Source organism: Sphingomonas oryzagri, from assembly GCF_029906645.1.
Classification (GTDB): Bacteria; Pseudomonadota; Alphaproteobacteria; order Sphingomonadales; family Sphingomonadaceae; genus Solisphingomonas; species Solisphingomonas oryzagri.
The window spans coordinates 1,759,640-1,780,004 of the sequence record NZ_JARYGZ010000001.1; the positions used below are offsets into that span (position 1 = coordinate 1,759,640).

Consider the following 20,365-nt stretch of genomic DNA (forward strand, 5'->3'; position numbering starts at 1 on the left):
CCCCTCCTCCCGCCCCGAGGCCTCGCCATGCTGAGGCCCAGGCGGCGCGGGATGGCCTCGGTCAATGCCGAGACGCGCGACGGGATCGTGCCGGCGTCCGGTGCGCTCGCCAAGACGCTGGACGAAGGCCCCGAAACCTCCGGCATCAACTATCGCATCGTCGCGCTGATCATCGCCTGCGCGCTGTTGATGGAAAATCTCGACGCCACCGTGCTGGCGACCGCGCTGCCGACGATGGCGCACGATTTCGGCGTGCGCGCGCCGCAGATGAGCATCGCGCTCACCTCCTACCTGCTGGCGCTGGCGGTGTTCATCCCGGCGTCCGGCTTCGTCGCGGACCGGTTCGGATCGCGGCCGGTCTTCCAGGCGGCGATCGCGCTGTTCATGGCGGGATCGATCGTCAGCGCGCAGGCGCCGGCCCTGTGGGTGATCGTTGCCGCCCGCTTCGTGCAGGGCATCGGCGGCGCGATGATGCTGCCGGTCGGGCGGCTGGTGCTGCTCAGGAGCGTGGCGAAGAAGGACATGGTCAACGCCATGTCGTGGCTGATCATGCCCGCGCTGATCGGCCCGGTGCTGGGGCCGCCGCTCGGCGGCTATATCGTGACCTATCTGGACTGGCGCTGGATCTTCTACGTCAACCTGCCGATCGGGCTGCTCGGCTTCGTGCTGGTCGGCCGCTACATCGCCAATTTCAAGGAGGAACGGCCCCACCCGTTCGACCGCCAGGGCTTCGTGCTGAGCGGCGTGTCGCTGGGCTGCCTGCTGTTCGGCTTCGAGATGACGAGCCGCCCCGGCGCGCTGGCGCTGGCCGTCTCGCTGATCGTAGTCGGCGCGGTGGTCGGTATCTTCTATGTCCGCCATGCCCGTCGCCACGAGGCGCCGATCGTCGATCTCGGCCTGCTCGGCGACGACAATTTCCGCCTGTCGATGATCGCCGGATCGCTCACCCGCATCACGCAGGGGTCGCTGCCCTTCCTGCTGCCGCTGATGATGCAGCTGGGCTTCGGCCTCACCGCGGCGGAGAGCGGCACGATCACGGTCGGCCCGGCGGTGGGTTCGCTGCTGATGAAGGCGGCGGCGCCCCGCCTGCTGCGCCGCTTCGGCTTCCGCAACGCGATGATCGGCGCGGGGCTGGTCGGCGCGCTCGGCTATGCGGTGGTCGGGCTGTTCCGGCCGGACTGGCCGATGTGGGCGATCGTCGTCACGCTGACGATCTGCGGTTTCTTCTTCTCGCTCCAGTTCACCGCCTACAACGCCATCGCCTATGACGGCATCGACAAGCAGCGCATGTCGGCGGCGACCAGCTTCTATTCGACGGTGCAGCAGCTGATGCTGTCGCTCGGCATCTGCGTGGCGGCGAGCGCGCTGCACCTGTCGATGCTGACCCACCATGCCGAAAAGCCGGCCTTCGCCGATTTCAGCGCCGCCTTCTGGACGGTGACCGCGATCTCCCTGCTGGCGACGATCTGGAACCTGCGCTTCGAGCGCGACGCGGGCGCCGAAATCAGCGGACGCAGCCCGACCCCGGCAAAGGCGATGGAACCCGCCCCTCGCCTGCGCTAACCCGCTGTCATGAGCGACGGCCTGCAGGCGATCTTCCTGAGCAATCGAGCGACCCTGCTGCGCTTCGTCGCGGCGCGCGGGGCGGGCGACGATGCCGAGGATGTGCTGCAGGAATTGTGGATCAAGGTGGCGGCCGCCCCCGCCGGCCCGATCGCCAGCCCGCTCTCCTACCTGTTCCGCGCCGCCGAGAACCTGATGCGCGACCGGCATCGCGCCAGCCGGCAGGCGATCCTGCGCGATCGCGCGTGGGACGATACGCACAGCCCGGCCTCGCCCGGCATATCCGACGCGCCGTCCGGCGAGCGGCTGCTGATCGCGCGCGAGGAACTGGCGCGGATCGAGGCGGCGCTCGCCGCGATCGGGGAACGGGCGCGCGACATCTTCCGGCTGCACCGGATCGAGGGGATGGCCCAGCGCGACATCGCGACGCGCATGGGGGTGAGCCTCAGCACGGTCGAAAGCGACATGCGCAAGGCCTATCGGGCCGTCACAGAGGCGCGCGAGGGGGCGGAATGAGGTTGGTGGGCACCGACTCCGTCCTTGGCTCGAAAGGACAGGAATGACGGATCGTGGGGATATCCGCGCACAGGCGGTCGACTGGGTCGTGGCCCAGACCGATCCCGCTTTCGGCGATTGGGACGGCTTCCTGGCCTGGCTGGAAGCCGATCGCGCGCACGCGTCCGCCTACGAAGCCGTACTCGCCGCCGGGGATGCCGCCGATCCGGTGATCGCGCAGCATCCCGTCGCCGACCCTGCGCCCTCGCGCCTTCCGATCTGGCGCCGCCAGGCGACGGGCGGGCTGCTCGCCGCCGGCATCGTCGCGGCGGTCGGCCTCGGCTATGTCAACCTGCGCCCGCAGCCGATGGTGATCCAGACCGGGCCGGGCGAGCATCGTACCGTCACGCTCGACACCGCCACCATCGCGCTCAACGGCGACACCCGGCTGGTGATCGATCGACGCAACCTCCACCTCGCCACGCTCGATCGCGGCGAGGCGCTGTTCGACGTGAAGCATGACGAGACGCACCCCTTCGCGGTGAAGGTGGGCGATGACGAGGTGCAGGATGTCGGCACGCGCTTCGACGTCACGCGCGACACCGCCGGCACCCGCGTCGCGGTGGCAGAAGGCATGGTGGTCTACAATCCGAAGGCGGAAGCCGTCCGCCTCGGCCCCGGCCAGACGCTGGATGCGCGCCACGACGAGGCGGAGCTGCGCGTCGCCACCGCCCCCACGTCGGACATCGGCAGCTGGCGGGAGGATCGGCTGAGCTACCGCCAGACGCCGCTCTCCGTCGTCGCCGCCGATCTTGGTCGCGGGCTCGGCACGCAGATCGATGTGCAGGCCGATGTCGCGACCAGACCGTTCACCGGCGTGATCGCCTATGGCGGCGATAAGGCGCTGTTTCTCGATCGGCTCGGTCCCCTGCTTGACGTCGAGGTGAAACGGGATCAGGGGCGCGTCACCCTGGCCCGAAAGGCCGACCATCGCCTCTAGGCCCCCGCCACGGCAGTGACACACCGCACCGCGTCTTTCCTGTCCGCCGTCGCGCTGCTGGCGCCCGCCACCGCCCATGCGGAATCGCGTGATCGCATCGATCTGCCGTCCGGTCCGCTCGGCGAGGCGATCGTCGCGCTCAGCCGCAGCACCGGCGCCAGCATCCGCCTGAGCGACCCGGCGCTCTGGCAGCGGCCGGTTCGCGCGATCCGCGGACGGATGAGCGTCGGGCAAGCGCTCGACCGGCTGCTCGCCGGCAGCGGGGCGCGGCCGGTGGCGCTGGGCGGCGACACCTGGCAGATCGCGCCGGCCGCGCCCCCGCGCCCGAAGCTGATCCCCGCCGTGCTCCAGACGGTCGATCCGCCCAGCCCGGACATCGTGGTGAGCGCCAGCAAGCGCGGCGTCAGGCTGGCCGATTTTCCCGGCTCGGTCTCGGTCTTCTCGGGCACCGACCTCGGCACCAGTGGTGCAGCGGGCAGCGACGCGATCGCCAACCGCGCCTCCAACGTCACCTCCACCCATCTCGGCGCGGGCCGCGACAAGCTGTTCATCCGGGGCGTCGCCGATTCCGGCCTCGTCGGGCAGAGCCAGGCGACGGTCGGCCAGTATTTCGGCGACCTGCGCCTCAGCTACAACGCGCCGGACCCGAACCTGCAGCTCTACGACATCTCCTCGATCGAGATCCTCGAAGGGCCACAGGGAACGCTCTACGGCGCCGGATCGCCGGGCGGCATCATCCGCATCGTGCAGAACGAGCCGATCCCCGGCCGGTTCGAGGCGGGGGTGACCGCCGGCGTCTCCGCGATCGAGCACGGCGCCATGGGCGGCGACGGATCGGCGATGCTCAACCTGCCCGTCATCGACGATACGGTGGCGCTGCGCCTGGTCGGCTATGCCAGCACCGACGGCGGCTATATCGACAACGTCACCACCGGCAAGAAGAACATCAACCGCACCTATACCGAGGGCGGACGCGCCTCGCTGCGTATCGAGCCGGGCAGCGGCTGGTCGATCCGGCTGGGCACGGTCATCCAGAACATCCATGGCGACGACAGCCAGTATGCCGACAAGAACGGCCCGCCGCTGACCCGCGCCAGCACCATCGCACAGCCCTATGACGACCAGTATCGCATGGGCCAGGCGACGATCACCAAGGATCTCGGCGATCTGCGCTTCACCTCGTCCAACGCCTTCGTGCGACAGGACATAGACGAGCGCTTCGACGCGACGCTGCCCGGCGACAGCCCGCGCCTGTTCCGCCAGCAGAACCACACCACCCTGTTCACCACCGAGAACCGGCTGGCCAGGCCTATGTCCAACGGCTTCGGCTGGGTGATCGGCACGAGCTTCCTGCGCAACAGCGCGCGGATCACGCGCGAGATAGGGCCGGTCGACCAGCTGTCGCCCGCCGCCGGCGTGCTCAACACGATCAACGAGGAGACGGCCTATGGCGAGATCTCCGCGCAGCCGATCCGCGGGCTGACCATCACCGCCGGCGCCCGCCTCACCCATTCGCGCCTCTCCGGCCACGCGATCGGGGACATGATCGGCCAGCTTCCGGCCGATTTCCGCGGCGACTTCACCGCACCGACGGCGACGACCCAAAGCCCGTCCTATCAGACCGTGCAGAGCGACGCGGACATCGCGGCGGTGCAGCACAACCGGTCCGAGACCAAGTTGCTGCCGTCCATCTCCGCCTCGGTCGAGCCGGCGCGCGGGCTGATCCTCTACACGCGCTTCCAGCAGGGTTTCCGCCCCGGCGGCCTCGCCATCGGCAACAACCTCGTCCGCCGTTTCCGCAGCGATCGCGTGTCGACCGGGGAAGCCGGCTTTCGCTACGATCGCCCCGGCGACGACGCGTTCAGCATCGCCGCCTCGGTCGCCTACACCGACTGGCGCGACATCCAGGCCGATTTCGTCGATGCGGACGGCCTGCCCGTGACCACCAATATCGGCGACGGGCGGATCTGGTCATTCGACGCGCGGGTGGCGTGGAAGCCGGTTCCGTCGCTGCGTCTCGAAGGATCGGTGGTGGTCAACGACAGCCGCCTCACCCGCCCGGACTACGGCCCGCTCCAGTTCTTCCGCCTCGTCGCCACCGAGGAGAAGGTGCATGAGCAACTGCCCAACGTGGCCGAGCTCAGCGGGCGGATCGGCTTCGACTGGCAGCACCGGATCGGCGACTATCAGCTGAATGCCGGCGGCTGGGCGCGCTATATCGGCAAGTCGCGGCTCGGCGTCGGCCCGGTACTGGGCGGCAAGGAAGGCGATTATGTCGATACCGGCTTGTCCGTACGGATCGGCAAGGGCGGCTACGGCGTCACGCTGTCGGCCACCAACCTGCTCGACACGGTGGGCAACCGCTTCGCGCTCGGCACCCCGATCGACGTGATCCGCAACACCGAGATCACGCCGCTCCAGCCCCGCACCATCCGGCTGGGCTTCGACGCGCATTTTTGACCACCGCGGATCCTCCCCCTGGCGGGGGGAGGATCAGAAAGGAACAAGGCTCCTCCGCTCCGTCTCCGTCTTCGCTCTATCGGGGTGACGGCAAAGGCCGCTCCCAACAAGAGCCGGAAGGGGTTTCATGCGTCGTCTGTTCGCTTCCACCTGCCTGACGCCGATCGCGCTCGGGCTGATCGTTTCGCCGTCCATCGCCGCCACCGTCACGATCGGCGCCGCGCAGACAACCCCGGTCAACACCTCCACCGCCGACAGCGGTGCGGCGGCCGACATCAGCATCACCAGCGCCGGCTCGATCACGCCGACCAGCGCCACCGCCGTCACCATCGACAGCAATAACAGCGTCACCAACGCAGGCGCGATCACGATCAACGGCGTGAACAACGTCTCCGGCATCCTCGCCAATGCCGGCACGGCGGGCACGATCACCAACAGCGGCACCATCACCAACAGCGAGACGTACACCCGCACCGATACCAACGGCGACGGCGTGCTCGACGGTGCGTGGGCAGAAGGATCGGGCCGCTACGGCATCCGGACCGCGGGCGCCTTTACCGGCGACGTGATCAATTCGGGCACGATCACGGTAGAGGGCAACAATTCGGCCGGCATCGCGCTGGGCGGCGCGCTCACCGGATCGCTGACCCAGAGCGGCACCGTCAGCGTCATCGGCGACAACAGCGTCGGCGTCAGCGCTGGCGCCGTTTCGGGCAACGTCGCTCTTTCCGGTACGATCAGCGCGACCGGCGGCAGCAGCTCGGCGGTGTTGCTCAACGGCGATATCGGCGGCACCCTGGTCGTCCAGGCGGGCCTGACGACCACGGGCTACAGCTCGACCACCGTTCCCACCGACACCAGCCTGCTGACCGCGCAGAACCTGCTTCAGGCAGGGCCGACCATGCAGATTTCGGGCAGCATCGCCGGCGGCGCGCTGTTCACCGATGCCACCTCGACCACCGATTCGAGCGGCAATACCGTGACCACCACCGCATCCACGCTCACCTCCTACGGCAGCGCCCCGGCACTGCTCGTCGGCGCCAGCGATCATGCGATCACGCTGGGCGCGGTCACGTCGGATAGCGCCAGCCATGGCCTTGTCATCAACGGCACGCTCTCCGGTTACGGCATCTATGACGGGATCACCGCGAGCGGCCTCGTCATCGGCGGCCAGGGCGGCGCGGTGACGATCACCAACGGCATGACGGTGGGCGGCACCATCCTCGCCAGCGCGAACGACGCCAGCGCCACCGCGATCCGCATCGGCAGCGGCGCCAGCGTGCCGGAGATCACCAGCAGTGGCTCGATCAGCGCGACCGGCGCCACCGCGGCCGGCGACAGCAGCACCGCGCTGCAGATCGACGCCGGCGGCACCGTCACCAAGCTCACCAATTCCGGATCGATCGTGGCGGGCACGTCCGGCACCGCCGCCAACGCATACGCCATCCTCGACAAATCCGGCACGCTGACCTCCGTCACCAACACCGGCAGCATCTCGGCGACCGGATCGGCCGCGACCAATGTCGCGATCGACCTTTCGGCGGCGACCGCCGACACCAGCGTGACCCAGGCCCTCGCCTCGTCCGACGCATCCGCGCCGAGCATCACCGGCGACATCCGCTTCGGATCGGGCAATGACACGCTGTCCGTTTCGGCCGGGTCGGTCACGGGCAATGTCAGCTTCGGCGCCGGCACCAACACGTTGGCGCTTTCCGGCACGTCCACCTACAGCGGCGCCGCCGATTTCGGCAGCGGCGCGGGCAGCCTGACGATCGGCGACACATCGAGCTTCAGCGGCACGCTCGCCAATGCGGGCAACGTCGCGGTGCAGGTATCGGGCGGCACGCTGGGCCTCACCAGCACCGGCGCCACGGCGATCGGATCGCTGCAAGTGACCGGCGGCGGCACGCTCGCGGTCAACGTCGATGGCACCACGGGCGCTGCGACGCTCTACCAGGTGGCGGGTGCCGCGAGCTTCGACACCGGTTCCAAGCTGGCGCTGCATTTCTCCGATCTCACCCATACGGTCGGCACCTACACGGTGGTCGAGGCCGGATCGCTCACCGGCGTCGGCAACCTCTCGACCACCGGCGTCACCCTGCCGTGGCTGTTCACCAGCAGCGTGACCACCAACACCGCCGGCAATGCGGTGGACGTCGTGGTGGCGCGCAAGACCGCCGCCGAGCTGGGCCTCAACCGATCGGAAGCGGCCGCTTACGACGCCGTCTACACCGCCATCTCCGGCGACAAGCCGATCGGCGACAGCTTCCTCGCGATCAACGACGGCAGCAGCTTCAAGACGGCGCTGCGCACGATGCTGCCCGATCATGCCGGCGGCGCGTTCGACGCGGTGACCTCCGGCTCGCGCGCCACTGCCCGCTTCCTCGCCGATCCCGACGCGCCGATCGCCGACGAGGGCAGCTGGGGCTTCTACCTGCAGCAGGTCGGCTGGGGCCGCACCAAGGCGATCGACGACACCGCCGGCTACAAGATCACCGGCTGGGGCGCATCGGGCGGCGCCGAGATCAAGGCCGGCGGCTTCGGCAATTTCGGCCTGGGCCTCGCTTATCTTTCCGGCACGAACGACGACGAGGGCACCGAAAACAGCGTCGATTCCGACCAGTATGAGCTCAGTGCCTACTGGCGGGGCGACTGGGGCGGCCTGCACGCCTGGGCACGCGGTTCGGCGGCGACGATCGACTTCAAGAGCCATCGCCGGTTCGAGGGGATGGACGGCACCACGCAGGTCATCCGATCGGCCGACGGCAAGTGGAACGGCAAGCTGTTCTCGGGTTCCGGCGGCCTGTCCTACACCCTTCAGCTCGGCGCCTTCTCGATCCGGCCGCAGGGCTCGATCGATTATTACCACCTGCACGAGAAGGGCTATACCGAGGATGGCGGCGGCGTCGGCATGGATCTGATCGTCGACGGCCGCACCAGCGACGAATTCGCCGCCAACGGCACCGTTGCGCTGGGCTACAAATTCTTCGACGATCTCGCCAACGACGGTGGCTTCCTGCGCGCCGAGATCGAGGGCGGCCGCCGCCAGCTGATCAGCAGCAAGCTCGGCGACACCGTGGCGCATTTCGCCGGCGGCGAGGACTTCACCCTGATCGCCGACGATCGCACCAGCGGCTGGACCGGCGCCTTCCGCCTGAAGGGTGGCAACAGCGCCTATGTGATCAGCGGCGAGTTCGATGCCGAACAGCAGCAGGATCACGTCTCGGTCGCGCTGCGCGCCGGGCTGCAGGTCGGCTTCTGACGCGAACGCGCCGCCGGGAGGGCATCCCGGCGGCGCATCGCTGGCGATGGGGTCGCTCAGGGCTGCGGGGTGGATGCGGTGCCGTGCGCCGATCCGCTGGCGGAACCGTTCGCCGACCCCGAAACGTCCGTCCCGCTGACCGTACCGGCGAGAGCGCCGGCCGTATTCTGGGCCGTCGCCGTGGCGCCCGTCGCACGGTTGCGTACACTCGATACGGTCGAGGTCGCGCGGTTGCCGACATTGCTCGCGGTGGTCGTGGCACGGCTCCGGACATTGCCCACGGCCGAGGTCGCCCGGTCGCGCACCGTGCCGGCGGTCCGGCTCAGCTGATCGGTGCCGATCGTGTTGGCGTTGACACCGACGCTCTTGTCGATGCTGCCGCTGCCGGCCAGCGAGCCGCTGCTGCCCACCGTGTTGCCGGCCGGGCCGGTCACGCCGGCGGCACTGCCCACCGCGCCGGAAACCGTGCCGGCGAGGCCCGCATCGGCGCTGGCATTGCCGGATTTCGCATCCACCGACTTGGTCGCGTTGACGCTGCCCGAGCCGGTGACGCTGTGGCTGAGGCTACCGGTCGCCGATCCCAGCGAGCCGGCCCCGCCGGTGACCGAGTTTGCGCCGGACATGGTGCCGGACACCGCACCGTTGAGGCCGCCAAGCCCGCCGGTCACGCCGCCCACGGCACCGCCGAGGCCGGCACCACGACCACCCAGCAGCTGCGCGCTCGCCGGCGCGGTTGCAAGGCCGGCCAGCGCCACTGCGACGAGCAGGCGGGTCCGGATATCGTTACGCTTGGTCATGATGCTCTCCATGTTTCGCCGGACGATCGGCCCGGCCTGCAAGGAGAGGAACGACGCCTCTCGCGGGTTTAATCCGGCGTGCGGATTATTTTATCCCGACCGCTTTCGGAGGGGTCGCGCAGTCGCCGCAGACGATCCCACGACCGACCTTCCTGCCCGGCTTCGCCTCGCCCGCCAGCACGGCGACGGCATCGCCGCGATCGAGCTTCGCGAGGCTGGCCGCCACCAAAGGCGCGGCGAAGGAAGTGCCGCGCAGCGCCTCCCACCTGCCGCCCGGCACCGCGCCCGCCATGTCCGCGCCGGGCGCCGCGAAATCGAGATGCGTCGGCCTGCCCGCCTCGATCAGCGCGCGCCCCTTCGCATCCACCCCCGTCACCGAGATCACGCCCGGATAGGACGCCGGATATTGCGGCGGCGCGGCTGGCCCGTCGTTACCGACCGCCGCGACGATCAGCACGCCCTTCGCCTGCGCCGCCTTCACGGCGGCCGCCAGTAAAGGGTTGGGCGGCCCCACCAGGCTCATGTTGACGACCTTCACGCCGCGCACCGTGAGCCAGCCGAGCGCGCGCGCGATCGCCTCGGCCGATCCGTTCGCCTCCGATCCGCCATAGATGTCGGCGGCGAGCAGCCGGCCGCCCGGCAGCACGCCGCGAAAGGCGCCCGCCTGCCCGACCATCAGCGATGCGACGGCGGTGCCGTGGCCGCTCGGCTTCACCGCACCGGCGAAGCCGCGCTGCTCGATCGCGGCACCGGCGAAGGCGGGGTGCGCGCCGACGCCGCCGTCGATCAGCCCCATGAGCGCACCGCCCGCACGCCCCTCCGCCGCCTTGCCGCCGCCCGGCTCCAGCGCCGCGTAGGCCGGCTCGTAGATGTGGTTGAGCGCATAGTCGCCCTGGGACAGACGCTCGATCGCCTTGCGCGCGGGCACGCCTTTGGGGGGAGCCAGCACGACCAGCGGCAGGTCCAGCCCCTCCACCGTCTCGCGCCGGAGCACAGTGAAACCCGCCGCCTTCGCCGCCGCCAGGGCGGCATCGGAGGGCGCAGTCGCGACGATCTCGTCGCGGCGGATCGGGTTGCCGTCGTCATCCATGTCGAGCGCCGGGCGATTGTCCTTCACCAGTTCGCGCAGCCGCTGGCGACGCAGCGAAAGCAGATCGGTCGGGTTCAGATCGCGCGCGACGCCGCCGACGAAATCGAGACCGCCCTGTACCCCACCCAGCACGGTCGACTGGCTCCCCGGCTGGCCGAGCAGCCCGCCGGTGACCCCGCCAAGGGGCGCACCGAGACCGCCTCCCCCCAGTGCAGGCAGCAGCTGCGCCACCGCCGACATCGCCAGCCCGGTCGCCACCACCGCCATCATCCACCCACGCCGCATCGCTCTTTCCTTTTTCCGTCGTCCGGTGGATGAAACGTCGCCACGCCGTCGTTTCATCCCCATGCCGGAGAAACAAGCCCTTGGACGATTTCGAGACCGCGCTGGCGGCGTTGCTTCCGCGCCTGCGCCGCTTCGCGCACGGGCTGGCGCGCGACCCCGCCGACGCGGACGACCTGACGCAGCAGACCGCCGAGCGCGCGCTCAAGGCGCGGGATCAGTGGCAGGAAGGCACCAGCCTCACCGCCTGGTCCTACCGGATCATGCGCAACCTGTGGATCGACACGGCGCGCAGCCGCCAGCGCCGCGACAGGGTGCTGGCTCCGCAAGAACTGGGCGAGACGGTCGGCGTCTCCGGCGAGGCGGAGGGCCGGGCGGAACTGCATTTCCTGATGCGCGCGATGGATCGCCTGCCCGACGAGCAGCGCGAGGCGGTGGCACTGGTGATGATCGAGGGGCTGGCCTATGCCGAGGCAGCCGAATTGCTGGACGTGCCGATCGGCACGCTGACCAGTCGTCTGGTGCGTGGCCGTCAGGCGCTGGCCGCCACGCTGGGAGATTGAGCGATGGATGAGACGAGGATCATCGCCTGGGTCGACGGCGAGCTGTCGCCCGAGGAGGCCGCCGAGGTCGAGGCGGCGGTCGCGGCCGATCCGGCGCTCGCCGCGATCGCCGCGCGTCATCGCAAGATCCGCGCGCGGTTCGCCGCCGCCTTCACGCCGCTGCTGAACGAGCCGGTGGCGATGCCGAAGCGCCGCTCCGCCCGTATCGTCTCGCTGGCGGCGGTGCGCGAGGAGCGCGCGGCACCTCCTTCTCCACCCGCCCCGCGCTGGCGGAGCTGGGCCTGGCCCTCCGCCGTCGCGGCGAGCCTGCTGGTCGGCGTGATCGTCGGCCAGGGCCAGCAGACGGGCGGTGTTGCCGATCGCGGCGACGCGCTGGCCTTGTCCGCCCCGATAGCGCAGGCGCTCGACACCCAAAGCTCAGGGCAACTCGCCCCGGTCAGCGTCGCGGTCAGCTTCAAGGATCATGACGGCCGCTACTGCCGCGGTTTCGTCGCGCAATATATCGGAGGGGTGGCCTGCAAGGAGGCCGGCGGATGGCAACTCCGCTATGCCGCGCCGGTGGACCCGCAGAAGGGCGATTATCGTCAGGCGGGCGGCGATGCCGCCAGCGCGAAGGTGATCGCCACGATGATCGCAGGAGACCCGCTCGACGCTGCCGGCGAACGCAAGGCGATCGCGGCAAAGTGGCGCTGATCTAGCGCACCGTGAACAGGGCGCGGTCGATCACCTTGCCGGCGGGATCAACCAGTTGCAGCCGGTGCGCACCGGGGCCGGGCAGCACCATCGGGCTGGCGTCGGCCGGCCCCAGATCCTGCGCGTCGAGCCGCAGATGCTCGCCCGACACCGCGCCGGTCGCCGCCAGCCGGATGCGCTGGCGATCCACCGGGATGTCTGGATCGAGCGCGTAGACCGCCCCCGACACCGGGTTGACGATGCGCGGCCGCCGCGCGGTGGCGGGCGCCTCGACCAGATCGGACTGGCCGGTGCGGCCGAGGAAATATTCGGTACGGTCAGGCTCGACGCCATCGGAGAAGCGCACCGCGCGCCGCTCGATCCCGGCGGGCATGGCGGGCTGCACGCCGGGGCGGTGGCGGTGGAGCGCCAGCATCACCTCACGCCAGACTGGCGCCGCGCCGCTGGTGCCGGAGACGCGAGTCATGCTGTCGCCCTCCGCATTGCCGACCCAGACCGCGACGGTGAAGCGATCCGAGAAACCGATGCACCAATTGTCGCGCATCGCCTTGGACGTGCCGGTCTTGGCCGCCGCCCAGAACGGCAGGCGCAGCGCGCTATCGATCCCGAAGGTGACAGCACGCGCGTCGGGATCGGACATCATGTCGGCGACCATCCAGGCGGCGGCGGGCGACATGATCGCCTTGCGCGCACCCGCCGGATCGTCGGCACGCAGGCGCAGCGGCAGCACCTGCCCGCCATCTTCCAGCGCACGATAAGCCTGCGCCTGCTGGAGCAACGTTACCTCCGCCGATCCCAGCGCCAGCGAATAGCCGTAATAGTCGCCATCCTCGGTCAGCCCGCGATAGCCCATGTCCCACAACCGGTCGCGGAAATCCTCCACGCCATCGAGCAGCAGCGCGCGTACCGCCGGCACGTTGAGCGACCCGGCCAGCGCGGTCCGCACGCTCACCGGCCCCTTGAAGTCGTGGTCGTAATCCTTGGGCACGTAAAGGCCCGAGGCGGTGTCGAGCTGCACCGGGCTGTCATCAAGGATCGAGGCAGGGGTGAGGAACCCGCGCTCAATCGCCTGCCCGTAGAGGAAGGGCTTGAGCGTCGATCCGGCCTGCCGATAGGCGTCGGCATTGTCGACGGCGGGCGCGGTGGAATTGCCGCCCTGCACGCCGCCGACATAAGCCAGCACGTCGCCGGTGGCATTGTCGACGACCACCACCGCCCCGTCCCGCGCGCGATCGCCACCGAGACCGAGCAATTGGCGACTCAGCGCGCCGGTCGCCATCGCCTGCACGCCCATGTCGAGCGTGGTCGTCACCGTCTCGCCGGGATCGCGCAACAGGTCGTAGGCGAGGTGCGGCGCGAGGCCGGGATCGTCGGCGAGGCGGCGGCCCGCGCCGGTCATCGCCTCGGCCTCGGCGATCATCGTGTTGCAGTCAGTGCGCGCGCCGAGCCTACAGGCGCGGCGTGCGACGGTGATCGGATCGGCCTGCGGCGAAGGCAGCAGGGCCGCGAGCAGCAGCGCATCGTCCTGCCCCAGCGCATCGGGCGCCTTGCCGAACAGCGCGCGCGACGCGGCGCCCACCCCCTGCGTCTCGCCCCGGAAGCTGGCGAGGTTGAGATAGGCTTCGAGGATCTGGTCCTTGCTCCAGTGCGCTTCGATCGCGCGCGCGGCGCGGATCTGGCGGAGCTTGTCGCGGAACGAGCGCGCGCCCGGAGCGTCCAGCTGCGGCGCGAGGAAGCCGGCGAGCTGCATCGTGATCGTGCTGGCGCCGCGTGCGCTATGCCCGTGCAGCGCCGCCCAGAGCGATCCCGCCAGCCCGTGCCAGTCGACGCCATTGTGCGCAGCAAAGCGCTTGTCCTCCGACGCGACCACCGCCTTCTGAAGCGCGGGCGCGATATGATCGAGCGGCACCCAGTCGAGCCGGCGGACCTGGAAATTGATTCGCACCGTCTCCAGCAACCGCCCGTTGCGATCCCGCAGCCACGCCTCGCTCGGCCGCCACGCCGCACGGGTGTCAGCGTAGGAGGGCATGGCGGGCGGCAGGCACCAGAGGCTGATGCCGACCGGCAGCATCGCGAGCGCGACAAGCCAGACCAGCGGCCTGCGGCGGAGCCATGCGAGAGCGGTGTGGAGCCTCTCCACTAGTACGCCTCAAGACCCCGTTCGCACTGAGCGTAGTCGAAGTGCGTGCCCCAAGCGCCACGCCTGTAGCACGTCCTTCGACCACGATCCGAAGGATCGTGGTTTATCCTGAGCGCCTGCCTTCGCAGGCAGTCGAAGGGCTCAGGACGAACGGAACGTTTGTGTCGGACGGTCACGGCGCCACCACCATCGGCCGGTTCGGCAGCGCCGCATGGATCTCGGGCGAGTACATCGCCTCCACCCGCGTCGGCGGCAGCAGGAAGCGGCCCGCGCCGTTCACCCGCACCACATATTCGGCGGTGGTCGTCCCCTTGGGCAGCCAGTCGTAATAGCCGCGCCACGCATCCAGCCCGCGCTCGACATAGCTCGGCCACGCGCCGTCTCCGCCATTGGCCTGCCCCGCCAGCAGCGCGGACTGCCCGCCCTCGCCGCTGACGATCGAGGCGCCGGCCGGGATCGGATCCTCGATCACCACCCACGTCCGATCGACCGGCGCCTCCACCGTGATCCGCACCTTGAGCACATCGCCCCGGCTGATCCGCCCCGCCGCCTTGCGCTCGACGAAGAAGACCTGCTTGGTCACCCGATAGCCCGCGAAGGCCGGCGCGGTCAGCGGCACCGCTGCCTTGACCGAAACGGTCGCCCACGGCCCCGGCTGGCTCGAATGGGAGAGCAGCAGCGAGGCGGCGGCGCTCGGCGCCCGGAACATGATCGGCGCCGGCGTCGGCCAGTCGCGGCTGATCGACTGGCCGCCGAGCTTCGCGGTGGTCACGCCCGTCGCCGTGCCCGGATAGGCGGCGGCGAAGCGATGCACCGCGACGGTGCCCCAGGCGTTGGACGGCGTCGTGTCCCAATGGCCGCGCATCTGGCGGAGCGACACGCCGATCATCATCTTGGGCGCATCCTGCTCCCAGCCCTTGCGGCCGGTGACCGCCATCAGCGCCTTGATCGCCATCTCGTCGTCCGAGACCATCATCCACCACGGCGCCACCTGTCGATCGACCAGATCGAGGCGCGTGCCCTCATAGACGATGCGCGAGCGGAGAGCGGCTTCCGCCTGCGCCTTCTGCGCGGGATCGGCGCCCGTCGTCCGGTCAAGCGTCACCAGCCAGTCGGCCAATGTCGCGGTCGGCATGTCGGCGACCGGGATCGCCACCTGCCCGAGCATCGCCTGCGTGGACGCCCCGTTGCGGGCCAGCGCGGCGAGCGCGGCGAGCCGCAGCAGGCGCTTGTCGGACGGCCCCTCGCCTTCCTCCGTGATCCGCCCGTCGACGACACCGCGCAGCGCGTCCATCACCTTGGCCTTGCCGTCCTCCGGCCAGGGCAGCCCCGCCTCCGCCGTGATCGACAGCGCATAGGCCGAGAGCGCGATCGACCCCTGCATGTCGCTACTCGGCCAGTAGCGCAGCAGGCCGTTGTCGGCGGTGTAGGTCGGCAGATCGGCCATCTGCTGCGCCCACGCCGCGCGATCGTCGAGCGAGATGGCCTTGGACAGCCGCTGCTCGAAGCAACCGAACGGATAGGCGAGCATGTAGGCCCGCACGCCGGACAGTGGTGCTGCCGGCGAAGAGGTCAGCGCCACCTCGACCCCGCCGCGACCGGGCAGCGCGCCCGCCGGCATCGTCACCGGAACCTGCGTGCCATCACCGATGTGGAGGAAGGTGGCCGCCCACGTCTCCTCCGGCACGGCGGGGACGATTTGCTCGTCCACCTGCATCCGGTCGCCCGCGCGGCCGTCGGCGGATTTCGCGGTCACCGTCCAGCGCAGCGAGGAGAGATGCTCGGGCGCGGTCAGCCGCCACGTCACCGGCACCGCGCTGCCCGGCGGAATCGTCACGGTCAGCGGATGGCCGTGCGCGATGGCGGGCTGGACGTCGACATTCGCCGTCACCGTCATCGGCCTGTTCGATCCGTTGCGCAGCGTGAAGGTCGCGCCGTAGAGATCGCCCGATCGCACCAGCGGCGGGATGCCGGAGAAGATCTGCAGATCCTGCGTGGTACGGATCGTCGTGGCACCCGTTCCGAACAGCTCGCCCCCCGCCGTCGCCACCGCGACCAGCTTGTACGAGGAAAGCGAGTCCGCCAGCGGCACGACCAAAGCCGCGCGGCCGTTCGCGTCCAGCTTCACCCGCCCCCGCCACAGCAGCACCGGCCGGAAATCCGCCCGCGTCAGCGCCGAGAGATCGCCGCCGCCACCGCCGCCCGAGGCCACCGCCTTGCGCCCGTAATGGCGCTTGCCCACCACCTGCATCTGCGCCGTGGAGGTCAGCACCGAAAGCGGCCGGTCGCCCATCATAGCGCCGAGGATGTTCCAGCTGTCGTTGGGCGAAAGCTGGAGCAGCGCCTCGTCCACCGCCGCGAAGGCGATCTCCGCCTCCTTCGGCGCCTTGCCGTCCGGCCCGAGCACCTGCACCGCCACCTTCGCCTTCTCGCGGATATGGTAGGTGGCGCGATCCGCGCGCATCGCGACGTGGAGCTCGTGCCCCTCCCAGCCGACCTGCACCTTGGTCATGCCGATGCGGTAGCTGGGCTTGGCGAGATCGACCAAGGCGGTCGGCGACGCGCCTTCGCGGCTGAAGAAGGGCAGGTGCCATTTGCGTGCGAGATCGGCGAGCCACAGCCGCCAGCCGGAAATCCGCCCGCGCACCGCCTCCACCGAGATGTAGACGTCGGGCGCGTAGCTGCCGGTCAAGGGCACATGCACCACCGGGTCCTTGCCCGAGAGCGTGGTGACGAACGAGGACATCACGCCCTCGCGCTCCACCGTCACCAGCGCGGTCGCGGTGCGGAAGGGCATCCGCACCTGCACGTGCGCGACGTCGCCGACATGATAGCTCTTCTGGTCGGCGACGATGTCCATCCGGTCACCATTGTCGCCGCCGAACCACCAGTCGTCGTCGCCCGCCAGATAGGTGGAGGTGACGGCCCGCGCCTCGTTGCCGTCAGCGTCGGTCGTGGTGGCGACGGCGATCACCTCGCCCGAGACGCCGGGATCGAGCTTGCAGGTGGCAAGGCCCTTGGCGTCGGTGGTCGCCGAGCAATCGACGTCCAGCTTCGTCGTTTTCGAGGTGTTGTCGAAGGCGTAGAAGCCGCCGATCAGCCGCCGCCGCGCCGAGAGTATCTCGCGCGTGTAGAGCGCGATCTTCACGCGCTGCCCCTTGATCGGGTTCCCCTTGAGGTCGAGCGCGGCGACCTGCAGCCGGTAATCCACTGCGCGCTGCATCCAGCCGTCGGCCTTGATGCCGAGGCGCACGGCGGAGGTGTAGATCGGCACCGAACCGGATGCGGTCAGCGTCTCGCCGTTCGCATCCTGATAGTCCATCTCCACCGTCATCCGCACCGCTTGGCTCAGCGTCGGGATGTCGAGCGAGGTGCGCAGCGCGCCGTGCGCGTCGAGCGCCAGCGGGATGGTCGTCGCGGCGGGAAGCTGCGGCGCGCTCCCCTCATTCTCGTCCTGGTCGAGCGGGACGGTGCCTTCCTTCACCGCCTGCCCGCCGAAGGTCCAGCCGTCCCACCCGTCGGGATTGTCGGAGAGCGTATCGTAAGCGGTGCGCAGCTTGATCGGCGCCTTGCCCGCGCCGCCGCCCGAGAGATAGCCGACATAGAGGTCCATAGGCACGCGCTTGGGATTGACCTGCTTCTCCTTCGGCCCGCTCACCGAGGCACGCATCGTCGGCAGGCGATATTCGTCCACCCGCACCGACTGGCCGGTGTAGATAGTCTTGTCGCCGATCTTCACCTGCAGGTTGTAGTCGCCCATCGGCGCGCCCTTGGGGGGCGTCCAGCTGCTTTCGCCGATGCCGTCGCCGCCGAGGCTGATCGGGATTTCGAAGCTGGTGTCCGATCCCGAATGGCTGAGCGTCAGCGTGCCGGAGACCGCGCCGCCCGATCGGAAGCCGGTCGGCGTCTGCGCGCGGTAGACATGCTTCATGTGCACCGTCTCGCCGGCGCGCAGCAGGGTGCGGTCGAAGATGGTGTGGAACACCGGCTCGGCCGGCGAATAGCCGAAGGGCTGGTCGAAATCGTAGGGCGCGATGCCCTTGTTCCAGGTCGTCAGCACGAAGGAATAATCGTCGCCATGCCGAGCCGAGACGATCAGCGGATGCCCGTCCGTGCTCTGGCAATTCTCGTAGGTGGAGGGATCGGGCAGGCCATTGGGCACGATCACCCGCCCGTCGCTCCCGGTCGTGCCGGTGGCGAGCTTGCGCCCGTCGCAGCTGTCGCTGATCGTCACCGCCGCGCCCGCGACCGGCAGCCCACTGTCGAGCGAGGTCACCCAGGCGAGCGAATTACCGCGCCCCCATTTGAAATGCACCGCCATGTCGGTGACGAGTGCCGCGGCATTGACGTAGCGCACCGCCTTGCGGCCGAGCAAAGCCTGCCCCAGCACAGGGCTTTGCAGTTCGACGACATAGAATCCGGGCTTGGCGAGCGGAATCCCGACCACCTCGAACTGCCGCCCCTTGCCCGGCAGCGCCAGCGACATGCGGCTGACCGGCGCACCCTGCAATATCGAGGTGTCGCCGGTATGGTTGACGCTGTGCTGGTGGCCCTTCGGCCCCTCCTGCGTGTAGACGTCGTCCTGCGCCTTGGTGATGCGGCGCACCCAGTCGGCGATCTTCCCGTCGTCCGGCTCGATCCGCGCGGTGCCGCCGGAGACGGCGCTGACCGCCTGCCCCAGCCCCGGCTCGACGCCGCGCACCGTCACCGGCAGCACGCCGCCCTGCTTCGCCTCGAGGATGCCGAAGGGCGCGGCGAACTTCACCAGCGGCGGCGCCTCGGCGATCGAGACGTCCAGCGGGAAGCGCCGGGCGTTGGCGAGCGGCCGCCCGCTCTCGTCCTTCAGATCGGCGGGCATCGTCAGCTTCGCGGTGATCGCGGGCGGCATGGGGGCTGCGAACTTCACGCTGGAGAGCGTCGTGTCATGCCCCTTGTCGTCGACCGGCTGGAGCACTTTGCCCCCGCCGACATCGAGCCGCACCGCCATCGCCTGCGCGCGCGGCACCGGCGCGGTGAACTCCACGTTGATCGGCTCGACCGGATTGCAGCCGGCATCGGCGTTCACCCGCGAGCAGGTGAGCTTGGCGGAGAACTCCTGCCGCACGGTGAAGTCGAAGCGTTTCTCGACGCCCGCCGGCTTGCCGCCCGGCGACCGGATGCCGGCGCCCCACACCAGCGCCATGTCGCGCCCCGGCGGCAGCGGGCGGCGGCATTGCAGCGCCACCACATTGGCGAGCGCCGCCGCCTTGTCCTGCGGCTTGGCGGGCAGCGGCGACGGCACGCCGGCATTGTCGAGGAAGTTGCTGAGCCGCCAGTTGCTGCCCAGCCCGGTGAACACGCGCGCCACCTCGCCCTGCGGCAGCACGTTCACCGCGATCCGCTCGCCGATCCCGTCCACCGCGCAATAGGCGCCCGCCGCCACCGATGCGCGATCGACCGGGCCGTTGGCGGCGACGAAGAAGGTCTGCCCCTCCTCGATCTCGCCGCCGCCATCCTCATCGGGCAGCACCGCCTTGGCGAAGGGTCCGCCACTGTCGATCACGAAGCGCTGGGCGCCGCGAATGTCGTGGCCGGTCAGCGTCTTGAGGCCGGGCTTCAGCGTCGCGGTGCAGGTGGTGCTGCCGGGCAGCGCACGGGCATATTCCCACACATAGGTGGTGGGATCGACCCAGCGGCCCGCACCATCGACCGCGCAGTCCATCCTGATCGGCGCATCGCCGCCGCCGAGCGGGACCATGTCTTCCGAAAAGCGGAGCGTGAAGCGGGCGATGGCATTGCCGTCGGTGCCGGGCGTCGCCTGCAGGACGCTGGCCGGCGAGTCGCCCGAAGCCGTCACCGGCGCAAGCGCAAGAAAGACCACCGCGACCCGTGCCAGCAAGCCCCGCATACCCATCTCCCTGATTGCCCCGATCATGCCCGAAGCGGAACGGACCGTCCAGCGGTGAAGCGTGCCATTTCATCGATGAAACGAAAAATATCAGATACGGTTTCGCTCCGCCCCTCGATCGTCATGCCAGCGA

Annotated in this window: 11 protein-coding genes; 7 read left to right on the forward strand and 4 right to left on the reverse strand. The window is 69.8% G+C overall.

Translation table 11 applies throughout. From position 1 onward, the window contains the following. The first annotated feature begins 27 nt into the window (after positions 1 to 27). The 5 genes from QGN17_RS08565 (at position 28) to QGN17_RS08585 (ending at position 8,780) form a co-directional block, all read left to right on the forward strand. Positions 28 to 1,563, forward strand: coding sequence for an MDR family MFS transporter (locus QGN17_RS08565; protein ID WP_281044061.1), 1,536 nt, complete (start codon positions 28 to 30; stop codon positions 1,561 to 1,563). Positions 1,564 to 1,572: 9 nt separating this feature from the next. Next, the gene (locus tag QGN17_RS08570; RefSeq protein WP_281044062.1) at positions 1,573 to 2,079 is read left to right on the forward strand and encodes an RNA polymerase sigma factor; all 507 of its coding nucleotides are present in this window, start codon (positions 1,573 to 1,575) and stop codon (positions 2,077 to 2,079) included. Positions 2,080 to 2,122: 43 nt separating this feature from the next. Then, complete coding sequence (locus QGN17_RS08575; RefSeq protein WP_281044063.1) at positions 2,123 to 3,058, forward strand: FecR family protein; 936 nt, start codon at positions 2,123 to 2,125, stop codon at positions 3,056 to 3,058. Positions 3,059 to 3,073: 15 nt separating this feature from the next. After that, the gene (locus tag QGN17_RS08580; RefSeq protein WP_281044064.1) at positions 3,074 to 5,518 is read left to right on the forward strand and encodes a TonB-dependent receptor domain-containing protein; all 2,445 of its coding nucleotides are present in this window, start codon (positions 3,074 to 3,076) and stop codon (positions 5,516 to 5,518) included. A 127-nt stretch (positions 5,519 to 5,645) separates the two neighbouring features. After that, positions 5,646 to 8,780: an autotransporter outer membrane beta-barrel domain-containing protein gene (locus QGN17_RS08585; RefSeq protein WP_281044065.1), complete on the forward strand. Its 3,135-nt coding sequence runs from the start codon at positions 5,646 to 5,648 to the stop codon at positions 8,778 to 8,780. A 56-nt stretch (positions 8,781 to 8,836) separates the two neighbouring features. On the opposite strand, the gene QGN17_RS08590 is transcribed toward QGN17_RS08585, so the two are convergent. Together QGN17_RS08590 and QGN17_RS08595 are read right to left on the reverse strand one after the other, a co-directional pair. Then, positions 8,837 to 9,577, reverse strand: a complete 741-nt coding sequence (locus QGN17_RS08590) for a hypothetical protein (RefSeq protein ID WP_281044066.1) — start codon at positions 9,575 to 9,577, stop codon at positions 8,837 to 8,839. Between the two features lie 85 nt (positions 9,578 to 9,662). Beyond that, positions 9,663 to 10,952, reverse strand: coding sequence for a S8 family serine peptidase (locus tag QGN17_RS08595; protein ID WP_281044067.1), 1,290 nt, complete (start codon positions 10,950 to 10,952; stop codon positions 9,663 to 9,665). 29 nt (positions 10,953 to 10,981) lie between these two features. On the opposite strand from QGN17_RS08595, the gene QGN17_RS08600 reads away from it, so the two are divergent. Next, positions 10,982 to 11,512 carry an RNA polymerase sigma factor gene (locus QGN17_RS08600; protein ID WP_281044068.1) on the forward strand — a complete coding sequence of 177 codons (531 nt, stop codon included), beginning with the start codon at positions 10,982 to 10,984 and terminating at the stop codon, positions 11,510 to 11,512. 3 nt (positions 11,513 to 11,515) lie between these two features. Then, complete coding sequence (locus QGN17_RS08605; protein WP_281044069.1) at positions 11,516 to 12,205, forward strand: zf-HC2 domain-containing protein; 690 nt, start codon at positions 11,516 to 11,518, stop codon at positions 12,203 to 12,205. Between the two features lies 1 nt (position 12,206). Here QGN17_RS08605 and pbpC read toward each other — a convergent pair whose 3' ends face one another. Continuing rightward, positions 12,207 to 14,276 carry a penicillin-binding protein 1C gene (pbpC, locus tag QGN17_RS08610; protein ID WP_281045186.1) on the reverse strand — a complete coding sequence of 690 codons (2,070 nt, stop codon included), beginning with the start codon at positions 14,274 to 14,276 and terminating at the stop codon, positions 12,207 to 12,209. A gap of 241 nt (positions 14,277 to 14,517) precedes the next feature. Further along, the gene (locus QGN17_RS08615; protein ID WP_281044070.1) at positions 14,518 to 20,232 is read right to left on the reverse strand and encodes an alpha-2-macroglobulin family protein; all 5,715 of its coding nucleotides are present in this window, start codon (positions 20,230 to 20,232) and stop codon (positions 14,518 to 14,520) included. Between the last annotated feature and the right edge of the window lie 133 nt (positions 20,233 to 20,365).